Raw genomic sequence first — 24,481 nt, forward strand, 5'->3', positions numbered from 1 at the left:
AAAAGCAACTACATCTGTTTCATGTAGTTGCTCGTGTTTTTATTCTTGGTGCCTGACACCCTATCGGGCTTTTGCTTCAATGCGGCGCTGATGTAAAATCGGTTCGGTATATCCGTTTGGCTGATTATATCCTTTAAATACTAAGTCGCAAGCTGCTTGAAAGGCTACAGATTGATCTAAATCTAGAGCCATTGGACGATACGACGGATCTCCCGCGTTTTGTTCGTCGACTATCTTTGCCATTCTCTTTAGGGTTTCCAGTACCTGTTCCTTCGAACAAATCCCATGATGGAGCCAGTTGGCAATATGCTGGCTTGAAATCCGGAGTGTCGCACGGTCTTCCATCAACCCAACGTGATTTATATCCGGTACCTTCGAACAACCAACCCCCATTTCTACCCAGCGAACAACATAGCCAAGGATTCCCTGTGCATTGTTATCAAGCTCTTGCTGAATTTCTTCGGCGGACCAGTTGGTTTGTTCAGCGACAGGTATAGTTAATATCTCATCTCTTAAATCCTGGACACCCCTTGCTAATTCATCCTGCACCTTTGAGACATCCAATTGATGATAATGTAGCGCATGCAGGGTCGCCGCAGTTGGTGAAGGTACCCAAGCCGTTGTCCCGCCTGCTTGCAGATGACCGATTTTTTGCTTGAGCATTTCGGCCATAAGGTCCGGCATTGCCCACATTCCTTTCCCAATCTGTGCACGGCCTTTTAGACCAGCTGCCAGCCCGACAAACACATTGGATTTTTCATAGCTTTGCAGCCATGTTGAAAACTTCATTTCATTTTTCCGGATAACGGCCCCTATTTCCATCGAAGTATGAATTTCATCGCCAGTCCGGTCCAAGAAACCAGTATTAATGAAAACAATTCGTTCCCTTACTTCACCAATGCAATTTTTCAAGTTCAACGACGTTCTTCGCTCTTCATCCATGACCCCAATCTTTAGCGTATTCCGCTCCAGTCCTAGCATATCTTCCACGCGATTAAACGTTTCATTGGCGAAAGCGACTTCTTTAGATCCATGCATTTTTGGTTTAACAATATAAATCGATCCCTTTGCAGAGTTCTGATATGGACCATTGGCCAAAAGAGAATGCTTGGCAATTAAACTAGTAACGACCGTATCCATTAACCCTTCTGGTAACTCGTTTCCATCCTTATCTAGGATAGCAGGATTCTTCATTAAATGACCGACAATACGGACAAACATGAGAGAACGCCCTTTTAGGGCAAATTCCTCACCAGTTGGTGAGATATACGTGCGGTCAGGCTGAAGCGAGCGAGTAATTGTTTTATTATTTTTTGTGAATGCAGTTGTTAAGTCACCTTTCATTAACCCGAGCCAATTGGAGTATACAAGGACCTTATCCTCTGCATCCACGGCGGCAACGGAATCCTCGCAATCCATAATCGTCGTAAGAGCCGACTCTATAAAAATATCTTTAACGCCAGCTCGGTCGGTTTTTCCTATTGGATGGCAAGGGTCGATTTGAATTTCAAAATAGAGACCATTATTTTTCAGTAAAATGGCGGAAGGCTCGCCTGGATTCCCTTGGTAGCCACAGAATTTGGGTTCATCTTGAAGCCCAACGGTCGCGCCATTCCCTAGTAAAACTGCTAATCTTCCATCAACAATCGAATATTTGACAGCCTCCTTATGGGAAAACTGCTCGAGCGGGATGGCTTGATCCAGGAACTCCCTTGCAAAAACAATAACTTTTTCTCCGCGAATCGGATTGTAAGCCCCTGCATTATTAGCACCCCCTTCTTCACTAATCGCATCCGTCCCATATAAGGCATCATAGAGGCTTCCCCAACGGGCATTAGCTGCATTTAGTGCATAGCGGGCATTATCGACTGGAACGACGAGCTGCGGACCTGCCTTTAAGGCTACTTCTTCATCCACATTTTCCGTGTTGATCTGAAAATCAGAAGTCTCCGGTTCTAAATAGCGGATTTCTTTCAAAAAAGATTGATAATTTTCAAAGTGGAAGGATTTATTGATTCTATGCCAGGTATTGATTTTACGCTGAAGGTCATCTCGTCGATCTAATAGTTGGTTATTGATGGGTGTTAAATCAGCAAAAAGTGCTTCAAAATCAGTCCAGAACTGCTCACGATCTAAGCCCGTACCTGGTAATGCGCTGTCGTTAATAAAATGATAAAGTACATCCGCTACTTGAAGATTTCCTACTTTTACATAGTTTGACATCTTATCAATTCCCCCTTATGTAGTTTAAACAATACATCGGATCAAAATCTCTGAATCTGCGAATCTCTTTGCTGTTATCACACCTGCCCTCCCTTCACTTGTTTACCACGGACACAGTTACATTTATTATAAAAAAATGAAACGCTTCCTTTATTATACAATACTTAAAAAGAGAAAAAACCTTGCATTGAGCAAAGGTTATTTAAAAATTTTATTAATGAAGTATTATGGCAGCTGCGGCTGCCATTTGATATTAACTTCAGAAAAAATTACTTCACAGAGAGAATTCTGATTTCATTTTCTGCCTCAACCAGCCGCCCGAATCGATAGCCTTCAATGAGAACATGCCTCTCATGATCACTTAGTCGACGCTTCCATTTCGTTTCTAAAAAATAGATGACTTCGTTATAGTACATTTCCGGGTATTCAAAAGGTTTATTCATACATATGTCTCCTTCCTTATCTTAATCACCTCTGCATATCAGTTTTGACAATTTGCAGAGAAATTAAAAATAAGATTTTTATCAACAAATATAGCCATCAACCAAAAAACAATATTAATGGACAGGAATCCTACCACATCCTGTTTAAGGGTTATTCATTTAGGGTAAATTGAAGAGCAAAAGAATTCGTTTCTTAAAGGAGAAGAAAATGGCGGAGAATAATAACAAAACAAATTACCCTAAAAATCTCTGGTCCGGCTTACTTTTTGGCATAGGACTTGTCGCCTTTATCGATGAAGCAGTTTTTCATCAACTACTGTATTGGCATCATTTTTACGATAAATCCACGACTGGAATCGGACTTGTTTCTGATGGATTTTTTCATGCCTTTAGTTGGTTTGCCACAGTTGGATCCTTATTCATGCTTGCCGACCTTCGCCGCCGAGGTGGTTGGCTGCCAATGAGGTGGTTTGGAGGGTTATTACTGGGTGCAGGTGGATTTCAATTATACGATGGTACCATCCAGCATAAATTAATGGGTCTCCACCAAATTCGCTACGATGTTAATATCGTCCCTTACGACATGGTTTGGTACATTACCTCAGTTTTGATGATAATAATTGGCATTGCTATCCTCGCTCGCTCAAAAGGGAAATCAAGTCAATTAGGAGTTACAACGAATCATGCACCTGAATAATCACATACATGATGGATCTGAGATGGAATTTCATGGATTAAGCGTCCAACTGATTTTATCAGTGCCGTTTTTCATTGCATTAGTCATTTATCTTTACGCAGCCATCCTATCTAAGCGGCGAAAAAGATCATGGCGGTCTTACCGAATTGTCATGTGGATTACAGGTATTTTCTGTGCATTAGCGGCTATTATTGGGCCGCTTGCTACTCGTTCTCATTCAGATTTCACGGCTCATATGCTCGGCCATCTCCTTCTCGGAATGCTGGCGCCGCTATTACTGGTCTTGGCATCCCCAATGACACTGATTCTTCGTACACTAGACGTGAAGCACGCACGGACTTTATCCCATATTTTAAAAAGTAATCCACTTCGACTAATCACTCATCCGTTAACGGCCTCTTTTCTGAATGTTGGAGGCCTTTGGGTCCTATATACGACCAGCCTTTATCAGACAATGGAACAAAACGAGCTGGTTCAAATTGCGGTTCACCTGCACGTATTTCTAGCAGGCTATCTTTTCACAGGTGCCTTCATTTATGCAGATCCAAACCCACACCGGACGGGTTATATCTATCGTTCATGCGTATTAATAATCGCCTTGGCATGTCACGGCATCCTTTCAAAATATATTTATGCTCATCCCCCTATGGGAGTTCCGATTGACCAAGCCAAAACGGGCGGATTGATCATGTATTATGGCGGCGATGTCATTGATTTGATTCTGATTACGATCCTTTGTTACCAATGGTTCAAGGGAACCCGACCAAGAACGAATAAGGCTTTAAATGTATTGAATAAGTAAAAGACTGTCCCAAGAAATCTTGGGGCAGCCCTATGTTCTTACGTACCTTTCTCGTCACCTATTCTAGTTAAATAATAATTTACTAACTCCGGGTATTCTTTTAACTCTGCTTTCCCCTTTTCCGTTATCACATAGGTTCCTCGTTTGATTCTTTCAAACCAACCATAATAATTTTTCGTAAGAATGGATGAGGTATTTTTCCCTGTTCCTAATTGAATTAGCATCCTAGGGGACAATGGACCCAAACATTCAAGATTACAAGCAATTTGGACACAATTTTCTTTATATGCAGTCATAATCTTGGTCCGATTACTGCCCCCTACATTATAGTCTGCACTGCGGCCGTTAATTTCCTTTATAATAGATTCGCGCCTTAGTTTGTTTTTTCTATACTTAAATGGCGAAGGATCAAATATTATTTCAGCTTTTCCGCGTTTCCCAGGGCTCGAAACAACGATTAATCCCAACTCTAGCTTGCGAATTAAATTGCATTTCTCTGCCCACTTTTTGGAATTCAGACGTTGCTTTGGTTTCGGGATTGCCACATAAACTTTATCTGTAATCCGCTGTCTTTTGGCTGCTTGGACAAGTAAGTCCACACTTAAAGTGAGCTTTAATTCGACTACAACTATCTCTTCATCCTTGACTGCAACAATATCACAGTCCTTCACCTCACCATATACCTCATAACCTTCACGGACAAAATAGGTTTGAATGGGTTTATATAAATCGACTTCTTGCAGTTTTTTTGTTTCCTTCATATTGTATCACCATCCCAATGCAAACCTCTCGAATCATTCTATCAAAATGTAACGCAAATTTTCTTTTAGAAAAAGTATGTTTCACCGGTCAACGAACTTTATATGTAAACCTCTAATAAACTAATCATCAGGGGATGGATGTAATGAGCTCTGTTTTATCATTTTCATTAGAAATGTTAACCCTATATGGCATTGCTTTATTGGGATTTATATTACGAAAAACGGGTATTCTTAACAACAATGCGAATGAAGTCTTAACACAGTTAATCCTCTATGTGACCTTGCCGGCCCTTATTTTGGTTTCCTTGGATATCCCCTTTTCCAATTCGTTGGTGAAAGAATTTATTTGGCTTACCGTGATGTCCGTCTTCATTCTTACATTTTCCTGTTCCTTAGCTGCCTGGATGCGCAAGCACGCAAAACTTCGGGAAGATCAAAAGAGCGTCTATGAAGGTTTAATTATTTTTGGAAATCAAGGATATATAGGGTATGCAGTCAGTTATATCCTTTTAGGCGAACAAGGAATCCTTTACCTGACCATGTTTAATATGTGTTATTTGATTCTTATTTGGACCTATGGAATTTACCTGTTTAGCAAAAATAAAGAAACGATTAAATGGAGAAAAATTTTCCTCAATCCTGGAATTCTCTCCACATTAACAGGGCTAATTCTATTACTTTCCCCGCTAAGTTGGCCTGAAGTGGTATTTATAGGTCTGGATAGTATTGGAAAAATGACCATCCCACTTTCAATGATTCTGATTGGTTGTTTTATTGCAAATGTTAGTTACAAAGACTTTTTCCTGTCATTAAAAAATCCGTACCTTTGGACATCTGCATTGGCCAAACTTATCTTTATCCCACTGTTTTTACTCCCGTTCGCGGCTTTTTCTGTCCCATATCCTGTTCTTGTGATTGCAGTGATTGTTTCAGGGATGCCATCTGCGCCAACCATCTCACTTTACTCGCAAAAATTTGGAGCTGACACCTTTTTTGCATCCATGGGAACATTATTAACGACATTATTATGTGTCCTAACTGTTCCGATGCTTTATTTTCTTTGTAAACTATTTTACTAATGTAATTGCAATTGTTCTCTAATCTTTTTCCCAATATTCATAAATTAATTTTTGAAATAATTCATTCAAACTTTTCTTTTTATGTTTTTTAATCCATTCGACCTGGTCAATTGGTAAACTTAGTTTAATACTAACGTCCTCATTGGGCATTTCGATTTTTCTTATTTCTTCTATTGTAATGCCCTCTTCTATATTCGGAAACCAAGAATCATTTTCGCCAACCCGAGAGAAACCTTCGTAGTCATGAATATCATCGAGTTCACAGAATAAATTTATTTGTGGTAATCCGCCAGTCAATATTTTCACGTGCATGATGGAATTAATCATTCTACCATCCTCTAATTCTATCTCCACAATGACGTTTTCGACGTTCTTATATTTTTTTACAACAATCTCACTTACAATCAGGTCCAATTCTAAGGTAAAGCCGGAGCTCGATTCAAAGATATAGATTCCGTTTCGAAAAACATGGATACTTTCACCATCGATTGCAACTGATTTTACAACTACCATAAACCTATCCTCCATACATTTGTTTAAATCATTCTATACCGAAAATTCACTCTTTAAATTTACCATAGTAATGTGGTCTATTGTATTTTTCCTATAAACTTTTGAAAAACAATAATTTCTATATCAATGGGGAATAATAAAAGTGGCAATTTATTGGAAAGAGGTGCTTTTGTAAATGAATCAAAATTATTCCATTGATCCTAACCAAATACCTAAATTCACAAGTCATGAGGAAGCAAGAGAGTGGTTTAAAGGGCAATTTGGGGATCGATTTTTACTGAGAATGACTGATATGAAAGACGGAAGAAGAGTCAATTTCTATCATCTCGTCAAAGATCCTGAAGTGTACAAGCCATACATGGAGAGCTTTGCAAGCGTTGTTCCGCATGAAATCACCAATATTGACACCTTTAAAAGCTATACGACCATTGAGATTGATGAAGATGGTAATGTTGATATTAAGGATTAAAAAAATAGGGGGAACGGACCTAGTGGCTTAAAAAGTAACAGGCAGCTCCTACATGGTTACCATGTATAACCTGTAGCAGCCTCCTTTTTTAAGCCCTATTTCCTATTTTCTGCTTCTGCAAAAACAAATAAATCCCGATAATATTGATGCACTTGAATAATAGGTATTTCTTTATTCCTTAGTAACTCTAAGGTGTTCCTGTTTAAATGGCACCCATCACAAATTTTTTTCCACGCTGGAGTCAGCCAGTTCTGAAGTGAGGATAGGAACCGATTTTGCATTTTAACATGCTCAAATAGAAGGATCTTCCCACCTGGTTTACAAACACGTTTCATTTCGATAATGGCTTTTTCCGGATTGGGAATAGTGCAAAATACAAGTGTCGCCACAACGGTGTCAAAAGAATCCGTAGCAAAGGGCAGTTCTTCTGCACTTGCCTGTACGATTTCAATGGGGACAACTGCTTGCCCGTGTTTAGTTAATGATCGCTCAATCATGTGCTGACTCGGTTCTATCGCAGTTACTATAACATCTTCCTTATATAAAGGAAAATTAATCCCAGTACCCGACCCTAATTCAAGAACGCTCCCCGTTGCCTTCGCTAGGAGTTCCTCACGAATTCTCTTAAACTTCTTTTTCTCCAACGGTTTCATAAAAAAATCATACCAATTGGCAAATAATTGACTCAAAATTCTCCACTCCAAACAAGTTTTAAAGTTTACATAACACTTTTACAGGTAACTAATTTTGTTATTTTGTCATCATTCCCTCTGACAAAATATGGTTTGCCGGCCTGCCGATTCATTTTCTTCAAAAAAATGAATCGTCCAATCTCCAAATTCAGCCAATAACTCATTGGGGAGAAGTTTATATTGACTAGACACTCCTTGATTTTCGGTTCCCAGTGATTGGGAGAAGGTCTCCATAAAAAAATATCCTCCCTCTTTAACTACGCTTTTAACAATCGGGAAAAGTGAACGATCAAGGTAATAGGAAATAACAACAATATCATAAGTATGGTTGGTCCAGTTAGGATTATTCAAATCAGTTAAATCACAAATTTCTGCTTGAATCTTGAGATGGCTCTTTGCAGCACGTTCCTTAATAAAGTCAATCGCAACATCCGAAATATCAACAGCCTGAACGTGATAATTCATACACGAAAGGAACAAACTGTTCCCTCCAAGGCCACATGCAAGATCAAGTGCAGTACCTCCATTTAAATACCTTGAAAAGTTTTCTAGTCTTGGATTTGGTACAGGGTCTTTTAAGTCACTCATCCGATCTTTATATTTATTATTCCATTTCGTTTTACTGTCCATTTGAAACCTCCTTAACACTTCGATATGAACCTAACCCTACATTATCAAAGTGGAATTGTCCATTTAGATTCAGATACACATGAATAAAATTTTTATTTTGTTACATTCCAATATTAGTTAATTGTGTCTGATATAATGAAAGTATCTAAAGTAAACTGAAAAATCAATAAAGGAGGGCAAAATGAGAAGTTATATTATTAATCGCTTATTAAAACCAAAATATATAAAAATCATTAAGGCTGAAGGGTATCCTTTTACAATAAAGATTAAAAATATAAATATACTTTATGAACAAATGAACAACTATAAAGACACAAAAAATATCCTTTGTCCTTCCAAACCGATTTTAATAGACAATCATGCGCTCAAACGATGGAACGAAAGAGTTGGCCCGATCATCTGTCTAGACTCTTTGCAAAAATCATTGGAAATCATTTTTCGAAATTGTTCTTATCGAATTGACCAGTTAGCACATGGCATTGGGTCCATTGATAATGATATAGTCTTTACTTACGAAAACACGGAAAAAGTATTTAGAATTACCACTTTCTATGGACGGAAGAACCTGCATCCTAGTCTAAATCAGGTCCAGAACCTAAGAAGATATAACTTATATAGCAATGAATATGTTAATCTAGCACTTACCACAGAAGAAATTTGTAGGCAGAATTTGCCGCTAATCCCCAAAGAAATGATTCATTTCCAAGGTAGGATCACTTCCTACATTCTAGAAAAGTATCTGATTTCCAATCGGAAACTCCCCTGTTTTCTTTGCTATAGCAAGGACAATAAAAGTAATGACTATTATTCCTTTGTGATTGACTTAGAAAACCCAGAAGAAATGATGATCCCCAATAATGTTTTGTACCTTTTAAACAAGCTTGGTTACAGTGATTTCATCTTAAAATACTTTTCATATCACAATCCTGAAAAATTAGATAGGGCAAGAAGCAAAGCACTCGACTATTATATGACATCAATGCACAATGGGATATTTTTTCATTAAAACAGGTCGCCAACAAGAATTGGCGACCAACTTTATTATTGATTATTTAATAGGCTGCATTAATGTCGCTTCATACTCCGTTAATGCTTCATCAAACATCCGAAGACCGTCATCAATTTGTTCCTTGGTAACAACTAATGGTGGAATCATTCGAATGACTTCTCCATGATTTCCGCAAAGGTAGAATAGTACTCCTTTTTCAAGAGCTAGATCAAGAACTTTTAACAATCCTTCTCCATTCGGTCCACCTGTCACTGGATCGATGATTTCAATTCCAATCATTAAGCCCACTGCGCGGATGCTTCCTATAACAGGGTGTCGTTCCTTGATTTTTTCGAGTTCCTGAACAGCATAACTCCCCATATTTCTAGTGTTTTCAAGAAGGTTTTCTTCTTTCATCACTTCCAAGGTAGCCAGTGCAACAGAACAAGCAATCGGATTACCCCCAAAAGTTGTTCCGTGGCTTCCGAGCGGCCATTGTTTCATTAATTCAGCGGAAGCAACTGTTGCGCTGAGCGGCAGGCCATTGGAAATTCCTTTAGCGATGGCCATAATATCAGGGGTCACATCAAAGGTTTGAGCTGCGAACCATTGACCGGTACGGCCAAATCCGGTTTGAACTTCATCAAATATTAGTAAAATATTATGGCGGTCACAAATTTCTCGAACTTTCTTTAACCAGCCCTTCGGCGGAACAACATAACCGCCTTCACCGAGTACCGGTTCTAAAATAACACAGGCTACCTCTTCCGGTGTTACTTGATGACTAAATAATGAAGCGAAATCTTTTTCTAATTTCTCAATCACATACGTCTCTGGATCCATACCTTCTGGACACTCTTTAACATTCGCATAGGGTACTTGATAGGTAAGACCAGATGGCTGGATGAATTTCCGATATTTGCTTTTCGATGTAGTTACACTTAATGCACCTAACGAACGACCATGAAAACAACCGGTAAAGGAAATAACATACGGGCGTTTGGTTACATATTTTGCTAGTTTGAGTGCTCCTTCGATAGCTTCTGTCCCACTATTGGCAAAGAAAAAGCAATCCAGCTCTCCTGGTAAAATTTCGGCGAGTTCATCGGCCAATCGTAAAATGGACTCATACATAATTACCCCAGAAGGACCATGCATCAATCCATCGGCAGCATCCTTAATTGCTTGGACCACCTTAGGGTGACGGTGTCCAACATTTGTTACCGCAATTCCAGAGGTAAAATCAAGATATTTCTTTCCATCCACTCCAAAATAATAACAGCCTTCCTCTTTCACCACCGGTAGATTTGGATGATCCTTTGCCATGCTTGGTGCCAGTCGATTTGGCATATTTTTCACGAGGTGATCCCATTTGTTATCCATACTTTGACCTCCGTATTCAAATTCCTTAACTCTGAAAATTGCTGTTTTATTTAATTGCTTTTAACGTTTCATCTCGAATCAATGATAATAATTCCTCTTTGTACTCGGCAAACTCGGCAGTTGTTTTCACACTGAAATCCCTTGGCCGCTCCAATGCAATCGGGATTCTTTTCTTTAAACGTCCTGGTCTTGCCGTCATAACATATACCGAATCTGCTAAAAAGATCGACTCATCAACATCATGAGTGATAAACAGAATTGTCTTCTTCGACTCTTCCCATGCTTTCAAGAGCACTTCTTGCATGATGTTTCGTGTTTGGGCATCCAATGCCCCAAACGGTTCATCCATTAATAGAATCTTTGGATCGTTTGCCAGCGCTCGAGCAATTGCAACACGTTGTTTCATCCCACCGGATAACTGAATTGGAAAATGATTTTCAAATCCTTCTAAACCGATTAATTGCAAGTAGTGTCTAGCTATATCGTCTCTCTCTTTTTGAGAAACACCCTTTAGCTTTAACCCAAAGGTAATATTGTCTTTCACTGATAACCATGGAAATAATGTGTACGATTGAAATACCATTCCGCGATCAGGTCCTGGACCATGGATTTCCTGCCCATCAAGGAGTACTTGGCCGGAAGTTGCTTCTTCTAACCCTGCAACAATCCTTAAAACGGTTGACTTCCCACAGCCCGAAGGTCCTAAAATCGTAACGAATTCCCCTTCCTCAATCGAAAAGGATGTTTTTTCCAATGCGGTCGTTTCACCTTTTTTTGTTTTAAAAACTTTTCCAACCTCTTTAATTTCTAATTTCGGGGTTCCAGTCATATTTAAAAGAGATTCTTTCTGGTTTGGTACAACTATTTTTTCCTTTTCTTTAACACTCAATTGAGGTGTTACCATTTAAAAACCATCCTTTCTCATCCAAGAAAACGAAGCCTTATATATGGCTTTAAAGAGAATGTCTGTAATCAGCCCGAGGATACCAATAATCAAGATTCCGACAATGATTTTATCTGGCTGCAGAAAACGAGAAGCCTGCATGATCATATATCCTAAACCGCTAGATGCACCAACAATTTCAGCAACCACTAAATAGGTCCAAGCCCAGCCGAACGTAATCCGGAGGGTATCAACAATTCCCGGTAAGGAAGCAGGGAGGATAACTTTGGTAAACACTTGTGCCTTCTTTGCCCCTAATGTATAGGAAACATCAACTAAATCATTTTGAACATTCTTGGTGACATCCATAATCATCAACGTCAGCTGAAAAAACGTTCCAAGGAAAATAACACTCATTTTTTCTGTCTCACCAAGTCCAATCCAAAGAATCAGTAAGGGAATGAAAGCAGATGCCGGCATATAACGAATAAAACCAATGATTGGTTCAAAAGCTCCCTCCATAATCCTTAGTGAGCCCATTAAGATCCCAAGCGGTATACCAATTATGGCTGCAGCAAGAAATCCAAACAGAACCCTGGTAAAACTGATCCCAATATCTGAAAGAATTTGACCATTTACAAACATATCCACCGCGGTAGATAATACGGCAGTAGGAGTCGGAAGGAATAATGGATTCACGAACTGTCCGTAACTAAGTACAGACCAGATTAATAGAAAAATAATAAATGTGATAAAGCCCGCGGAAGTATAAAATACTTTGGGTATTTCCTTATTAGGAGTGAACAATTTTGTGATCAATTTTTTCACCTTCTTATGTGTCTATTTTGTAAAAAAGCCTAACTGATGAGGTCAAATAAAACATCTCATAAGTCAGGCTGTTTAAAGTGAATCCTTAAACTAACTTAAACCTTATCATTATTGGAAACTCGGATTGATAATATCTTCTGCTTTTGGCTCGGTTTTAAGAAGTTTTTGATCCTTATAAAACGAAATCGCATTTTCTGTAGATTGATAGATGGAACCTTTAGCGCTTTCTGTCCCAAATAACTTTTCATTATCTTCTTTTGAGAAGAATTTCAAGCCAGTAACCGTTCCTTCAAATTCTTTAACATCAATATTTAAACCTTTCGCCATAATTTCGTTGGCTTCTTTTTCATGTTCTTTCCAATACGTCATGGCTTCGCCCATCGCCTTAACAAAAGCTTTCACATCTTCAGGACGGTTTTTGATTACATCTTCTTTAAAGCTGACGGTATCTACAATGATTCCAGATAAATCTTTAGTTGTTAATAAAACTTTACCGTTTGCTTCTGCTCCTTTTGATAACCATGGCTCCCATGTAACAGCTGCATCCACTTTACCAGCGGCAAAAGCAGCACCGGCATCACCGGCAGACATTTGCACGACTTGTACATCTTTTTCAATTAATCCGCCTTGCTTTAACGCTTGCAGTGCTAACATATGGCTAGTTGAACCAACTTCAAATGCTACTTGTTTGCCCTTTAAATCTTTTACACTATTAATTCCATTTTTTACGAGAATCCCGTCCCCGCCGTAAGAATCATCTAATAACCAAACTACTTGGACAGGAATTTCAGATGCTGCTAAGGACACTTGTACATCCAGTGCCGTCGCCATCCCATCAATTTTCCCACTAGCTAATGCTTGTTTACGTTCTCCTAATCCTTCTACAATGGAAAGGTCCACATCAATCCCATTCTTTTTGAAAAAGCCCTTTTCTTTTGCTAAAAATAACGGACCGTACCCTGTCCAGGTTGGGAGTGTCACTTTCAATGGCTCAGACGACTTCACATCCTTAGCACTACTTGCTGCATCCTCTTTCCCACACGCTGCTAATGCGACTAGCAACATCAATGAACAAAAAACCAATAACCACTTTTTCACTCCAAATTCCCCCTTGTTTTTAAATATATAGCTATTTAAATCTGTTTCTCTGTTAAACGAAATTAAGAATGAAGAACACCTGTTAACATTCTATTTCCAATTTCATCAGCTCGGCGAACAGCGTCAATCACCATTTCAGGAGAGACTTCAAATGGCATATTTGCCATATCCTCGATGGTAACAGTAATTTCCCCAAGCTTCTGCCACTGAATTTCTGTTAAGTTTGTAATTCCCATTTGCTTTAAAGTAAATGGAAGTCCAACTTCCTGGTAATAACTTATTAACTTTTTAAGTTCATCCTCGCTGGTATTCTCCATACACAACTGTGCAAGGATCCCGAAGGCAACAATTTCCCCGTGATAGGTATGATGTACTTCAGGGAAAATCGTTAACCCAGAATAAATCGCATGGGCTCCAGCTGTTCGGCAATCATCCCCGCCATACCCACTGACACTGCCACTGACTAAAATAATGGTATCAATCACATCTTCCAACTCTTTTGTTACTGTTTGGGTTTGAACAGATGTGACAGCATTTTTCCCGATTTGAAGCAGCGTTTGATAAACCTGTCCTGCGATCGCAACAGCCGTTTGATTTAAAATGTTAGGCGCCGCTTTTTTAACAGAGGATTTGGTCTCAAACCATTTAGCCAATGTATCGCCAATGCCCGCGATTAAAAAGCGTACCGGTGCGTTCATGATGATTTCCGAATCAACTAAGACTAAATCAGGTGCCTTCGACTTTCGTCCGATCCCAATAAATTCACCATCATTGCTATATAGGATGGTAATAGGTGTTGCTGCTGCACAAGTTGCAGCGATAGTTGGGATGGCAATTAACGGTTTGTTAAGTTGATAGGCAACAGCTTTAACAGTATCAATAGCTTTGCCTCCACCTGTCGTAATTAGGACATCAATCTGTTCATCTTTTAGTACGGCTACTAATTGATCAATATTCGCTTGAGATGATTCCCCGCCATACCAAAGCGAATGTTTTAATAAAATCTCGTGTTCTGTCAAACTCTTTCTTAATGAATCTTCCACTAGTCCTCTACTAATTTGTCCTCCTATGAGAGCAGCTGTTTTTCCAAAGTTTTTTATGTACCTACCCGCATCTTCTAGTAAACCCTTATTTCTAATATATTGAGCCGGTCCCACCGTTACTTTCATATTACACCTCGGATCCCTTATAAATTATTTAAAAATGAATAATATTCTTTAAATATAAATACTTGTCTATTTTATGTCAATATATTTTCTTAATATTCTATTATCAAGTAAAAATACAAACTTAACTATAAAAATACAAAAATGACGCTATTTAAAAATATCATCTTTCATTATTTCTGTATAAATATAATCAACCACCTTTCTTTTCGCCGTGGAATTTCTCCCGTTTGATATGGATTTCTATACATATGCGGCCGCTTCGTTTGTGTCTTACATCTAAAAATAGTGCAAGTTTTGTGCCAGTTTTAATCTATTCCGTGCTTTCTGATTTTTCTAAACACCGAAGGCTGACTTATCCCTAATGCTTTTGCCATGTCTATCGTCGTTTTGTATTGTTTCCTAGCCTTAAGTAACACTTGTTTTTCTACACTATCTAAAATCTCATTCAATGAACGATTATTGTCATCAACAGACGTCACATGAGGAAAAGATTTTCGAAAATGAGGCGGCAGGTTTTCGATTTCAATCAATTGTTTTGGAGAAGTAACTACCAATCTTTCAATTAAATTGATTAGTTCTCGGACATTTCCTTTCCATTCTTGTGTAAACAACAGATGCAGAACACCTTCATCAAGGCTTCGTTCACGATGATACTTTTTAGAAAAATACGTTAAGAAGTGTTCAATTAACGGGATGATATCGGTTGAGCGATTTCTTAATGGCGGGATGGTAATCGGAACAACATTTAAACGGAAGTAGAGGTCATGTCTAAAGGTTTTTTCTTCCACCGCTTTCTCTAAGTCTCGATTTGTTGCGGCAAGAATACGGAAATCAACGGTTCGCAGCTTCGTTCCACCAACACGGTAAAATTGCTTTTCCTGAATGAATTTGAGGATTTTCACTTGATTGACTAACGATAACTCACCCACTTCATCTAAAAATAAGGTCCCGCCTCCTGCAAGTTCCGCTAGCCCGATCTTGCCTTTTGGATGGGCTCCCGTAAATGCTCCTGATTCATATCCGAAAAACTCTGCCTCAAACAAGGCTTCGGGTATGGCACCGCAGTTCACCTCGATAAAAGGACCGTCTTTCCGAGAACTTTTTTTATGAATGAATTTCGCAAAATGTGATTTGCCTACCCCTGTTTCACCCAGCAGCAACACATTGACATCAATTTCAGCCACTTGCAGAGCAAGCTGGAGTACTTTTTTCATTTCTGTACTCGTGGCAATCATTCCGTCAGAATCAAATTGGAGATTTCTTAGCATTTCCAGTTCACTTTTCACTCGTTCCATTTCGTCTTCGATGTCCGTTAAGTATTTTTTCATGTTCAGTAACTCGGTAACATCATGTGAATAACTGACGATTCTTACTAAATTATTGTTATGATCAAAAACAGGAATCCCAGTAACAAGTAACTTTTCTCCCTTATTAGTTGTTTGGACTAGAGTGACTTTCTTTTTTTCTTTAATAACCAATGGCGTCAAAATCGGTGTAAATACCCCTTCTTTTTCAAGTTCATAAACAGACCGGCCGACCATTTCATTGGACTTCATATTATAAATTCCTTCGGTAGCTTCACTTACTTTCAAAATAATCCCATCTGTGTCGGTGACTAAAATATCGTCTTGTAATGAATGTAGAATGGCTTCATTTTCATTCCAAACTTTTTTTTCATCACTCACATATTCCCCTCCTTCTTGAATTATTCAGACTCAATTATTATTCATTATTGAATAGAAAACAGGGTAAACTTCCTGATATTACAGTTATATCAGATAATTAATAAAATTTATACTTTTTCAAATAAATTATTCAATTTTGTATAATTAAAGACAATTTTTTCCGGGTCACGCCCTCAGTAATTTTACCTTTATGATAAAATATCAGTATGTGGAACGATGAGAATTTCTAAATGAGGAGGATGAAGCTTGAAAAAAAGAATTGCTTTATCGTGGAGTGGCGGGAAGGATTGTTGTATGGCGTTAGATACCATAAAATCACAGGGATTTGAAGTAGTATCCTTGGTTACAACAGTACCTAAAGAATTAGGGAGAACATTTGGTCATGGCGAGCGAACAGAAATGATTAAACTACAAGGTGAATCGCTAAACATACCTGTTCATTTTATCGAATGTACATACGAAAACTATACAAGTAAATTTGTCAACGCGATAGAACACTTGAAAAACCAATTAAATATCACGGGAATCGCCTACGGTGATCTATATTTAGACGAACATCGAGAATGGGGAGAAAAAGTAGCAGCCGCTGCAAATGTGGACTCATTGTACCCATTATGGATGAAAAAGGAAGAAGCCCTACAATCTTTAGGGAAATTTGTCCAATCGGGGTATGAAGCAATTGTGATTCGTGTACGGGAAGATGTCTTGGAAGACAAGTGGCTTGGTAGAATAGTAGATGAAACCTTTCTGCGAGATGTACAACAGACTACTATTTGTCCGATGGGAGAAGCGGGTGAATACCATACCTTCGTCTATGATGGGCCATTATTTTCAAAAAGAATTCAATTGGAACAAGGAGAATTAATCCAACTGGAAACCACAAAGAAACTAGAATTTAAGAGTTATAGCATTATTGAGCGTTAAGGCAATAATTGGGATAAAATAACAAAGGGGGATGCCCCCCTTTGTTATGTCTTTAACTGATTTTCCCCTTTTGGAAATTAATTATTGTTCTGTATATTTTTTGAAGTTATCTAAAATCGCCTGCCAGCCTGCTTGTTGCATCTCAATTGGATTGGTCGTTTCCGCATCAAACGTTTCAATTACCTCAGTCTCGTTTCCCTGACCTTTAAAGGTAACAGATACTTTTCTTCCATCACCCATGGTATAAGAAATAACCTCATTTAATTTGACTTCGTCATATACTCCGCCAAAATCAAAACCAAAACTGCCATCTTTTGCTTCCATTCTTGTAAGGAATTTTCCACCAACCGTTAAATCATTTTCTGCAAATGGTGTATGCCAGTCTTCTGAAGCATTATTCCATTGGGTGATGTGTTTTGGCTCTGTCCAATGTTCCCATACTTTTTCTACCGGCGCATGAACAGTTGTCTGTACAGTGATCTTTTCAAAATTGCTTGTTGTCATTTGATATTCCACCTTTCAACATATACTGAGTTTATTATGTAGATTGAATTCTTGCTGTCACAAACCTGTTAATATCTTATCAACTCTTCCTTGTAACCGCAATCACCAGTCCTTGAAAAGGAAACAATAATAAATAATAAAACCAGAATGAGGGTTCCATCCTGGCTGCTTATGTGATTAATTGGTGCCTGACACCCTACTCAGAGGCTCTTGGACTGCTTTCAAATCCGCCTTTTTTATGTGAACCATCACAGAACGGCTTTTTGTTGGAAAGGCCGCACCGGCAAAGATATACTTTTGCCTTTTTTGGATATTCCTTGCCCTCTGCATCAAAAATCTGAAAATCCCCACTTACCTGCAATGGTCCATTATCATTAATCTTAATTTGATTTTCCATTCTTATCATCTCCTCAGTTTTTGATTAACGAATAAAATTCTGAACGTAAATCAGCTTGAGTTCCAAATACCCCATGGATGCTTGACGTTGTGGTGGACGCAGTGGATTTTTTCGTTCCCCGACTGCACATACACATGTGTTTGGCTTCAATGACAACGATTGTTCCTTCTGGCTCCAAAACCTCCTCCATCGCGGCGGCGATCTGCGTTGTAAGCCGTTCTTGCACTTGAAATCTTTTCGCATACCCATCCACCATTCGACCAATTTTTGATAAACCAATGATTTTCTCATTTGGGAAATAACCTACATGGGCCACGCCACACTTCATTCCTTTGACATGGTTTTGGAGGGCTCATCCTCGATGATTAAACAAGGGGTGGGATGATTCACTTGCTCATTTTGTTGAATTCGAAAGGCGCAGCAGCCATCACCATTCTGTAGGCGTTGTTCTCGGTACACCTTGCATCCAAGCAACCGGGTAAGTACTGAAACAGTCACACTACACAAGATCGGACGCTCAAGAGCAACATTATGAAAGGGACAATTCCGTTCAATTAAGTAATAATCCTTACCCTTTTTGTCTATTTCCATATAAGAGTCATCTTTTACGTAAAAATCCTTAAGCACCTTTATTCTTTCGTTGATATTAAGCCCCAACAATTTCGGTTCCCATTCACGAACTCTTTCTTCAACCATCGCGGCAAGTACATTTTTCAGAGCACTCATTCCGAGATGTTTGACCATCGTATCAAGAACTTCAATCGTTAAGTGATCATAATTCTTATCAAAGAGATGTTCACCAGCAGAGGTTAATTGATATCGGATATGAGGCCGCCCAATGCCATTTTGCTTTTCAGAAATCCTAACAATCCAGCCATCTCTTTCTAAATGGAGGAGATGCTGACGGACGGCCTCACCGGACATATCTAACAATGAGGCCAGTTCACTCATGGATGAAGCACCACTTGTTTTTATCGCATGGACGATTCTTCTTCTTGGCTCCGACAAATGTTCGGCTTGAAAACTCAGGTCTCTTCCCTCCCTGCTCTTTCTTAAATGTATATTCACCTGCCTTTCGAATAGTTCAAGATTTTTATTGAAAAATTGGAATAAATCATTTTTTCAAAATCCAATAAAAAAAATCCCTTTCAGAGGGATTCACTAGAAAACAATCGTTTTATTTTGATGAACGATAATGCGGTCTTCGATATGCCATTTCACCGCACGTGCTAAAACACTTCTTTCAATTCTTCGACCAATCTTTTTAAGGCTGTCAACATTATCCTGGTGATCGACTCGGCTGATATCCTGCTCGATAATAGGACCTTCATCCAGGTCATTTGTCACATAATGAGATGTGGCGCCAATCAATTTCACACCGCGGCCAAATGCTCGTTCATATGGTCTTGCACCAACAAAGGCAGGTAAAAAGGAATGATGAATATTAATGATTTTGTTTGGATTTTCTTTAACAAATGTTGGAGATAAGATTTGCATATAGCGGGCCAACACCACGAAATCAATCTCATACTCTTTTAGAAGTTTCAGTTGGGTGGCTTCGGCTTGTCCACGGATATCTTTATTGGCTGGAACATAATAAAACGGGATGTTCAGCCCTTCAACAACCTCTCTTGCCGTTTCATGATTACTGATCACAAGGGCAATATCAGCCATTAAATCACCGCTTTGCCATTCCCATAAAAGCTCAAGTAAACAATGAAGTTCTTTCGATACAAAGATTGCCGCTTTTTTCACATGATAAACATGCGTAAGGTTCCATTCCATGGAGAACTCCTCGCCAATATCAGCAAACTTCCGCTCCATGTCTTTCGCCTTTTCCTTTAAACCCGGGCATTCAAATTCAATTCGGATGAAAAAAGTACCGCCCTCTGGATTGGTGGAATACTGGCTGGATTCAATAATGTTTGCGTTATAAGAGAAAAGAAATTTAGAAATCGCTGCAACAATTCCGGGCTGGTCAGGGCAGCTAACTAATAGACAACCCCGGTTCTTATTCTTTTCTTGAAATAATTCAATCTGATCTTTTATATAAGCGTTCATGTTACAAAACCTCTCTAAATGTTGTTTTACACATTATACATTAGATGGTCTCATTAGTTAATCATTATTTTGAAAATTCCTACAACGAACCCCTTACCGTTGTCGCGGCAGCCCCAACTTTATTCGCTAATTGAAGGTACTTTTTTAATTGAGAGAGACTGTTCGGCTGACCTTTTTCATGAAAGCAAAACAGAAGGGCTGACATAAATGCATCACCTGCACCAGTTGTATCAATAGCTTCCACGATCGGTGCAGGTACAAAAACTTTGTTTCCCTTAAAAATTGCACATGCCCCCTTGCTTCCCATCGTGATAAACAGGTAAGGAATCTGCCATTTAGATAATTGATCGATTCCAGCATCTAATGAATCCGTTTCGGTTAAAAAATACAACTCGTCTTCAGCAAGCTTCACGATATGAGCAAAATTAAGGAAGGATGAAACAGTTTGGCGGCAATGCTCCTCGCTTTCCCAGCGCTTGAGACGAAGGTTGGCGTCAAAGGCGATAATGTTGCCAGCGTCCTTAGCATATATCAGTGCCCTTTCAGTTGTCTTCCGGGCTTTTTCATGAAAAAGTGTTCCAGACCCAAAATAAAAAATCTTTGCTCTTTCAAAAACTTCCTTTTGCAATTCGTCTTCAAATAATACCTCATCAGGAGTAAGATTCACGTATGAATGGAAATAGCGCTCACCGTTTTCATTTATATGGACATCTACACCACAAATGCTCTTACTCGAAGTGCGTACAATAAATGAAGTATCAATTTGCTCGTTTATAAATTCTTGTTCCACAAATTGACTAACTTCATCGGTCCCTAGTTTACATAAGTAATAAGCAGGAATTCCAAGTCTCTTCGTCCCCACTGCCACATTTACGGTGGCTCCGCCCAACAGCTGCTGGTATATGGTATTTGTTTGATCCATTGAAATAAAGTCTACAAATGCTTCCCCCAGTGAAATAACTCCTGTTTGCACCAAGATGGTCCTCCTCCAATGATGTATCTATGATGATTATATGAAAAAACCTCCTCAATTGAAAATGGTTGAGGAGGATCAGTTACGATATTAAACTAGTTTATGTGCATACCACTTTTTCCCTTTAAACCGTAAGCCAAAGATGAGTCCGCGAGTTCCCCATTCTACAATCATCGCGACCCACACACCGACAATCCCAAAGCCTAAAGTAATTCCTAAAACATATCCCAAGATAACCCGCAGCAACCACATCGAGAGCAATGAAGCAATCGAAGTAAAATTGGAATCCCCTGCTGCCCGTAGTGCTGATGGCATAATAAAACTTGGTGACCACAGGATTGGCTGTGCAATGGCCGCTATTAATACTAATGTAAAAATCGTAGGAACAATTTCTTCCGGTGGATTGAACATTTTTATCAACAACGGAAACAATGGCAATAGCAAGAAATCCGCGATGATAAAAATAATGGAGGAAAGACCAATTAACGAGAAGATAAATTTCCTCGCGTCTGCAATATTCCTTCGCCCAATACATTGCCCTACAATGGTGACGACGGCGATTCCAATAGAGTTAGGTCCAATTTGATATACCATCATTAACACATTGGCAATTGCAAAAACGGTAAGTGAAAGAGTACCTAATTGGACAATAAATGTTTGCGTAAGCAGCTTTCCACCATTGAAAAAGATTTGTTCTGCGGCAAAAGGCAGCCCGATAAACATGACCTTTTTTAAAATAGAAAGGTCAATTCTAACCGCATTTTTTATCTTGAAACGGATAGTCTCATTGTATTTTAAGACATAAACCAAGGCAGCGGCCATTCCTAAAAATCTCGCCAAAAGCGTGGAAATCACTAGACCCTCCACACCCATGTGAAAGAATGTAATCAGTAGTAGATTTAGAATCGTATTGGTTAAATTCATTACTAGCGATAAATTCAAACAGGGTTTCGTCTCCCCCACACCTCTTAACGCGCCAGTCACCGCTTGAAAGATCGCGATGAATGGATAAGAAAGACAGCTGCCGATAAGATAAATTCGAGCATTTTGAAATACATCCGCTTCCGCTTTACCAAATAATAGGTTTAAGGTTGCCGTATGAAAAATGATAACTAAAGTACTGATTAGGACTGAAAATAGGGTTACGGCAGTGATCGCTTGTGTCGCCGTTTTGGACACCATCTCCCCATTCCCGCTCCCTTTATATTGGGCTACAATCACGGTCCCTCCTGTTGCGACCGCTATAAAGACATTGGCTAGGAAAATATTCAATGAATCTACCATACTCACAGCACTAACCGCTGCCACTCCAGCAGAACTAATCATCGCTGTGTTTAATAAACTCATGATAATTAAAAAGGCCTGGTCTACGAATATGGGCAGGATGATCGCAAATATTTTCTTGTAACCTATCGACTCGCCAGAAAAATACTTATCTAACAAAGGAACCGCTCTGTGCCTAATATTCAGTTCTAATTTATTCACTACGCAACACTTCTTTAATGGGATTTTTGGAAACGTACCGACCGTATTTTAATACGGCTTATTATACCACGATTTGGAAGTGAGTAAAGGTTTTTATCTTCTGTCAGAAATGTCCATTTATCGTTGTGTTCGCAGTTCTACACGACGAATTTTTCCCGAATCCGTTTTAGGTAGTGTGTCGATATACTCAATCACCCTTGGATATTTATAAGGAGCAGTTAATTTCTTTACAAATCCCTGTAACTCTTTTGATAACTCCACTGTTCCAAGAATACCATCTTTCAACACAACAAATGCTTTAACAACGTTTCCTCTGATTGGGTCCGGTAAAGCGACTACCGCACATTCCTTAACCGATTTATGTTTCATTAATGCATCTTCTACTTCAAATGGTCCAATCGTATATCCAGAGCTGATAATGACATCGTCTTTTCGTCCTTGGAACCAATAATAATTATCCTCGTCTTTCAATGCACGGTCACCAGTTAGAAAATATTGACCTTGATAAGATGAAGCCGTGGTTACCGGATTTTTATAATACTGTTTAAATAAAGCCGGAAAATCGCTTCGAATGGCAATCGTTCCGACTTGGTTGATTGGTGCCGGATGGCCGTTTTCATCAACAACAGCAATAAATTCATCTAACAACGGCTGCCCCATGGAACCTAATTTTTTCTCATTAACATTTAAGTTCGCTATCAATAATGTACTTTCTGTCTGTCCGTAGCCATCGCGTATCAGAATCTTGAATTGTTCTTTAAACACATCGATGACTTCACGATTTAGCGCCTCCCCTGCAGATACAGCCGTATGCAAATGGGATAGATCGAAGTTGGAAAGATCATCTAATTTAGCCATCATCCGGTATTCGGTAGGTGTACAGCATAATACATTTACCTGTTGATCTTGAAGAAGACGTAAATATTTGTGCGGATTAAACCTTCCATGATAGATAAACCCTGTGGCTCCTGAACCAAGAATCGATAAGAACGGACTCCAAACCCATTTTTGCCACCCCGGGGAAGCCGTAGCCCAAACCAGATCGTCCTCACTAATATTCAGCCATCTGGAAGCCGCAATTCTTAAATGAGCATAACCCCAGCCATGGCTGTGAACAACACCTTTTGGCTGACCGGTTGTCCCTGATGTATAAGCTAAAAAGGCAAAATCGTCACTCAGGGTATCGACATCGTTGAAAATTTCTGATTCCTCAGCTGCTAAATCTTCTAAGGAAAGCCAATTTGGAACTTCCTGACCAAATGCAATCTTATATTGTAAAAAAGGAGTATCCTCTTTAATATTTTCAAATTCTTCAATTAACTCAGAATAAGAAATGACAGCTTTCGCTTCCGAATGATTTAAGCGATACAGTAAATCCTTTGCTCGTAAAAGTTCTGAAGAAGGGCTAATGACTAATCCTGCTTTTAAACAGGCTAAATAAATAACATAGGATTCAATGAGGCGAGTGCTCATGACAACAACCCTGTCACCCTTCTCTAGTCCTAATTTCGTTAATCCATTTGCCAATTTATTAGCTTTTGTGATTAACTGAGCATAAGAAATCGTTTTCGTTTCTCCTAGTTCATTTTGCCATCGTAAAGCGATTTTTTCGGAGTAATGTTTAGAAATTTCACTTGCTAAATTGAAGTGTTCTGGTGCAATAAATGATTTCATATCCACAATTGTCAATCTCCATTCTTGGTAGTTTAGATTTGGGGGTTATCAAATCTCGTTTGATCTTCCTGGTTAGTACCTGGTTATAACACTAGATATTGAGTAATATTCACTCTTATA

The 24,481-nt window shown here is 38.9% G+C and carries 25 protein-coding genes and 1 pseudogene; 6 read left to right on the forward strand and 20 right to left on the reverse strand.

All coding sequences use genetic code 11. The annotated features are described in order from the left end of the window. Positions 1 to 60 precede the first annotated feature (60 nt). A complete protein-coding gene (locus AC4QJR_RS15410) occupies positions 61 to 2,223 on the reverse strand; it encodes a malate synthase G (protein WP_496523386.1) in 2,163 nt (720 codons plus the stop codon). 269 nt (positions 2,224 to 2,492) lie between these two features. Beyond that, entirely contained in the window at positions 2,493 to 2,666 is a 174-nt protein-coding gene (locus tag AC4QJR_RS15415; protein ID WP_180229986.1) for a hypothetical protein, read from the reverse strand. A 208-nt stretch (positions 2,667 to 2,874) separates the two neighbouring features. Here AC4QJR_RS15415 and AC4QJR_RS15420 point away from each other — a divergent pair, with 208 nt between their 5' ends. Both AC4QJR_RS15420 and AC4QJR_RS15425 read left to right on the forward strand, forming a co-directional pair. Beyond that, complete coding sequence (locus tag AC4QJR_RS15420; RefSeq protein WP_496523387.1) at positions 2,875 to 3,363, forward strand: DUF2243 domain-containing protein; 489 nt, start codon at positions 2,875 to 2,877, stop codon at positions 3,361 to 3,363. After that, on the forward strand, positions 3,350 to 4,165 hold the full coding sequence (locus AC4QJR_RS15425; RefSeq protein ID WP_496523388.1) for a cytochrome c oxidase assembly protein: 816 nt from the start codon (positions 3,350 to 3,352) through the stop codon (positions 4,163 to 4,165). The genes AC4QJR_RS15420 and AC4QJR_RS15425 overlap by 14 nt, the downstream gene beginning before the upstream one ends. Positions 4,166 to 4,203: 38 nt before the next feature. On the opposite strand, the gene AC4QJR_RS15430 is transcribed toward AC4QJR_RS15425, so the two are convergent. Next, complete coding sequence (locus tag AC4QJR_RS15430) at positions 4,204 to 4,926, reverse strand: DUF2161 domain-containing phosphodiesterase (protein ID WP_375375907.1); 723 nt, start codon at positions 4,924 to 4,926, stop codon at positions 4,204 to 4,206. Positions 4,927 to 5,069: 143 nt separating this feature from the next. On the opposite strand from AC4QJR_RS15430, the gene AC4QJR_RS15435 reads away from it, so the two are divergent. Continuing rightward, positions 5,070 to 6,005: an AEC family transporter gene (locus AC4QJR_RS15435; RefSeq protein WP_496523389.1), complete on the forward strand. Its 936-nt coding sequence runs from the start codon at positions 5,070 to 5,072 to the stop codon at positions 6,003 to 6,005. 18 nt (positions 6,006 to 6,023) lie between these two features. On the opposite strand, the gene AC4QJR_RS15440 is transcribed toward AC4QJR_RS15435, so the two are convergent. Next, positions 6,024 to 6,518: a hypothetical protein gene (locus tag AC4QJR_RS15440; RefSeq protein ID WP_496523390.1), complete on the reverse strand. Its 495-nt coding sequence runs from the start codon at positions 6,516 to 6,518 to the stop codon at positions 6,024 to 6,026. Between the two features lie 175 nt (positions 6,519 to 6,693). Here AC4QJR_RS15440 and AC4QJR_RS15445 point away from each other — a divergent pair, with 175 nt between their 5' ends. Beyond that, positions 6,694 to 6,987: a hypothetical protein gene (locus AC4QJR_RS15445; protein ID WP_496523391.1), complete on the forward strand. Its 294-nt coding sequence runs from the start codon at positions 6,694 to 6,696 to the stop codon at positions 6,985 to 6,987. 95 nt (positions 6,988 to 7,082) lie between these two features. Here AC4QJR_RS15445 and AC4QJR_RS15450 read toward each other — a convergent pair whose 3' ends face one another. Beyond that, entirely contained in the window at positions 7,083 to 7,676 is a 594-nt protein-coding gene (locus AC4QJR_RS15450) for a class I SAM-dependent methyltransferase (RefSeq protein WP_496523392.1), read from the reverse strand. 72 nt (positions 7,677 to 7,748) lie between these two features. Next, positions 7,749 to 8,309, reverse strand: a complete 561-nt coding sequence (locus tag AC4QJR_RS15455; protein ID WP_496523393.1) for a class I SAM-dependent methyltransferase — start codon at positions 8,307 to 8,309, stop codon at positions 7,749 to 7,751. Positions 8,310 to 8,490: 181 nt separating this feature from the next. Here AC4QJR_RS15455 and AC4QJR_RS15460 point away from each other — a divergent pair, with 181 nt between their 5' ends. Further along, positions 8,491 to 9,315, forward strand: a complete 825-nt coding sequence (locus AC4QJR_RS15460; protein ID WP_496523394.1) for a hypothetical protein — start codon at positions 8,491 to 8,493, stop codon at positions 9,313 to 9,315. 42 nt (positions 9,316 to 9,357) lie between these two features. Here AC4QJR_RS15460 and AC4QJR_RS15465 read toward each other — a convergent pair whose 3' ends face one another. From AC4QJR_RS15465 to AC4QJR_RS15490, 6 genes are all read right to left on the reverse strand, one after another. After that, complete coding sequence (locus AC4QJR_RS15465) at positions 9,358 to 10,680, reverse strand: aspartate aminotransferase family protein (RefSeq protein ID WP_496523395.1); 1,323 nt, start codon at positions 10,678 to 10,680, stop codon at positions 9,358 to 9,360. 46 nt (positions 10,681 to 10,726) lie between these two features. Further along, positions 10,727 to 11,584 carry an ABC transporter ATP-binding protein gene (locus AC4QJR_RS15470; RefSeq protein ID WP_496523396.1) on the reverse strand — a complete coding sequence of 286 codons (858 nt, stop codon included), beginning with the start codon at positions 11,582 to 11,584 and terminating at the stop codon, positions 10,727 to 10,729. Continuing rightward, positions 11,585 to 12,382 (reverse strand): ABC transporter permease, encoded by a 798-nt coding sequence (locus AC4QJR_RS15475; RefSeq protein WP_496523397.1) that lies wholly within the window; start codon positions 12,380 to 12,382, stop codon positions 11,585 to 11,587. A gap of 117 nt (positions 12,383 to 12,499) precedes the next feature. Then, positions 12,500 to 13,489, reverse strand: a complete 990-nt coding sequence (locus AC4QJR_RS15480) for an ABC transporter substrate-binding protein (RefSeq protein ID WP_496523398.1) — start codon at positions 13,487 to 13,489, stop codon at positions 12,500 to 12,502. Positions 13,490 to 13,551: 62 nt separating this feature from the next. Then, the gene (locus tag AC4QJR_RS15485) at positions 13,552 to 14,658 is read right to left on the reverse strand and encodes an iron-containing alcohol dehydrogenase family protein (protein ID WP_496523399.1); all 1,107 of its coding nucleotides are present in this window, start codon (positions 14,656 to 14,658) and stop codon (positions 13,552 to 13,554) included. Positions 14,659 to 14,963: 305 nt separating this feature from the next. Further along, complete coding sequence (locus tag AC4QJR_RS15490; protein WP_496523400.1) at positions 14,964 to 16,343, reverse strand: sigma-54 interaction domain-containing protein; 1,380 nt, start codon at positions 16,341 to 16,343, stop codon at positions 14,964 to 14,966. A 246-nt stretch (positions 16,344 to 16,589) separates the two neighbouring features. Between AC4QJR_RS15490 and AC4QJR_RS15495 the strand changes: the two genes are divergently transcribed. After that, positions 16,590 to 17,267, forward strand: coding sequence for a Dph6-related ATP pyrophosphatase (locus AC4QJR_RS15495; protein ID WP_496523401.1), 678 nt, complete (start codon positions 16,590 to 16,592; stop codon positions 17,265 to 17,267). 81 nt (positions 17,268 to 17,348) lie between these two features. Here AC4QJR_RS15495 and AC4QJR_RS15500 read toward each other — a convergent pair whose 3' ends face one another. The 8 genes and pseudogenes from AC4QJR_RS15500 to AC4QJR_RS15535 form a co-directional block, all read right to left on the reverse strand. Further along, a complete protein-coding gene (locus AC4QJR_RS15500) occupies positions 17,349 to 17,771 on the reverse strand; it encodes an SRPBCC family protein (protein ID WP_098571885.1) in 423 nt (140 codons plus the stop codon). Positions 17,772 to 17,967: 196 nt separating this feature from the next. Next, positions 17,968 to 18,168 carry a CDGSH iron-sulfur domain-containing protein gene (locus AC4QJR_RS15505; protein ID WP_144548274.1) on the reverse strand — a complete coding sequence of 67 codons (201 nt, stop codon included), beginning with the start codon at positions 18,166 to 18,168 and terminating at the stop codon, positions 17,968 to 17,970. A 13-nt stretch (positions 18,169 to 18,181) separates the two neighbouring features. After that, positions 18,182 to 18,487 (reverse strand): annotated as a pseudogene (locus AC4QJR_RS15510) (GTP cyclohydrolase I); the annotation flags it as partial. 5 nt (positions 18,488 to 18,492) lie between these two features. Next, positions 18,493 to 19,236: a helix-turn-helix transcriptional regulator gene (locus tag AC4QJR_RS15515; protein WP_496523402.1), complete on the reverse strand. Its 744-nt coding sequence runs from the start codon at positions 19,234 to 19,236 to the stop codon at positions 18,493 to 18,495. Between the two features lie 93 nt (positions 19,237 to 19,329). Next, complete coding sequence (purU, locus tag AC4QJR_RS15520) at positions 19,330 to 20,229, reverse strand: formyltetrahydrofolate deformylase (RefSeq protein WP_496523403.1); 900 nt, start codon at positions 20,227 to 20,229, stop codon at positions 19,330 to 19,332. Positions 20,230 to 20,308: 79 nt separating this feature from the next. Continuing rightward, positions 20,309 to 21,202: a carbohydrate kinase family protein gene (locus AC4QJR_RS15525; protein WP_496526690.1), complete on the reverse strand. Its 894-nt coding sequence runs from the start codon at positions 21,200 to 21,202 to the stop codon at positions 20,309 to 20,311. Positions 21,203 to 21,292: 90 nt separating this feature from the next. Next, positions 21,293 to 22,687 (reverse strand): MATE family efflux transporter, encoded by a 1,395-nt coding sequence (locus AC4QJR_RS15530; RefSeq protein ID WP_496523404.1) that lies wholly within the window; start codon positions 22,685 to 22,687, stop codon positions 21,293 to 21,295. Between the two features lie 117 nt (positions 22,688 to 22,804). After that, positions 22,805 to 24,361, reverse strand: coding sequence for an acetate--CoA ligase (locus tag AC4QJR_RS15535; RefSeq protein ID WP_496526691.1), 1,557 nt, complete (start codon positions 24,359 to 24,361; stop codon positions 22,805 to 22,807). Between the last annotated feature and the right edge of the window lie 120 nt (positions 24,362 to 24,481).

This window comes from Neobacillus sp. BP17 (genome assembly GCF_059579525.1).

Excerpts from the sequence above, each read along its gene's own strand:
- AC4QJR_RS15410 (WP_496523386.1), bottom strand. The coding sequence starts at position 2,223 with ATGTCAAACTATGTAAAAGTAGGAAATCTTCAAGTAGCGGATGTACTT.
- AC4QJR_RS15415 (WP_180229986.1), bottom strand. The coding sequence starts at position 2,666 with ATGAATAAACCTTTTGAATACCCGGAAATGTACTATAACGAAGTCATC.
- AC4QJR_RS15420 (WP_496523387.1), top strand. The coding sequence starts at position 2,875 with ATGGCGGAGAATAATAACAAAACAAATTACCCTAAAAATCTCTGGTCC.
- AC4QJR_RS15425 (WP_496523388.1), top strand. The coding sequence starts at position 3,350 with ATGCACCTGAATAATCACATACATGATGGATCTGAGATGGAATTTCAT.
- AC4QJR_RS15430 (WP_375375907.1), bottom strand. The coding sequence starts at position 4,926 with ATGAAGGAAACAAAAAAACTGCAAGAAGTCGATTTATATAAACCCATT.
- AC4QJR_RS15435 (WP_496523389.1), top strand. The coding sequence starts at position 5,070 with ATGAGCTCTGTTTTATCATTTTCATTAGAAATGTTAACCCTATATGGC.
- AC4QJR_RS15440 (WP_496523390.1), bottom strand. The coding sequence starts at position 6,518 with ATGGTAGTTGTAAAATCAGTTGCAATCGATGGTGAAAGTATCCATGTT.
- AC4QJR_RS15445 (WP_496523391.1), top strand. The coding sequence starts at position 6,694 with ATGAATCAAAATTATTCCATTGATCCTAACCAAATACCTAAATTCACA.
- AC4QJR_RS15455 (WP_496523393.1), bottom strand. The coding sequence starts at position 8,309 with ATGGACAGTAAAACGAAATGGAATAATAAATATAAAGATCGGATGAGT.
- AC4QJR_RS15460 (WP_496523394.1), top strand. The coding sequence starts at position 8,491 with ATGAGAAGTTATATTATTAATCGCTTATTAAAACCAAAATATATAAAA.
- AC4QJR_RS15465 (WP_496523395.1), bottom strand. The coding sequence starts at position 10,680 with ATGGATAACAAATGGGATCACCTCGTGAAAAATATGCCAAATCGACTG.
- AC4QJR_RS15470 (WP_496523396.1), bottom strand. The coding sequence starts at position 11,584 with ATGGTAACACCTCAATTGAGTGTTAAAGAAAAGGAAAAAATAGTTGTA.
- AC4QJR_RS15485 (WP_496523399.1), bottom strand. The coding sequence starts at position 14,658 with ATGAAAGTAACGGTGGGACCGGCTCAATATATTAGAAATAAGGGTTTA.
- AC4QJR_RS15500 (WP_098571885.1), bottom strand. The coding sequence starts at position 17,771 with ATGACAACAAGCAATTTTGAAAAGATCACTGTACAGACAACTGTTCAT.
- AC4QJR_RS15505 (WP_144548274.1), bottom strand. The coding sequence starts at position 18,168 with ATGGAAAATCAAATTAAGATTAATGATAATGGACCATTGCAGGTAAGT.
- purU (WP_496523403.1), bottom strand. The coding sequence starts at position 20,229 with ATGAACGCTTATATAAAAGATCAGATTGAATTATTTCAAGAAAAGAAT.
- AC4QJR_RS15535 (WP_496526691.1), bottom strand. The coding sequence starts at position 24,361 with ATGAAATCATTTATTGCACCAGAACACTTCAATTTAGCAAGTGAAATT.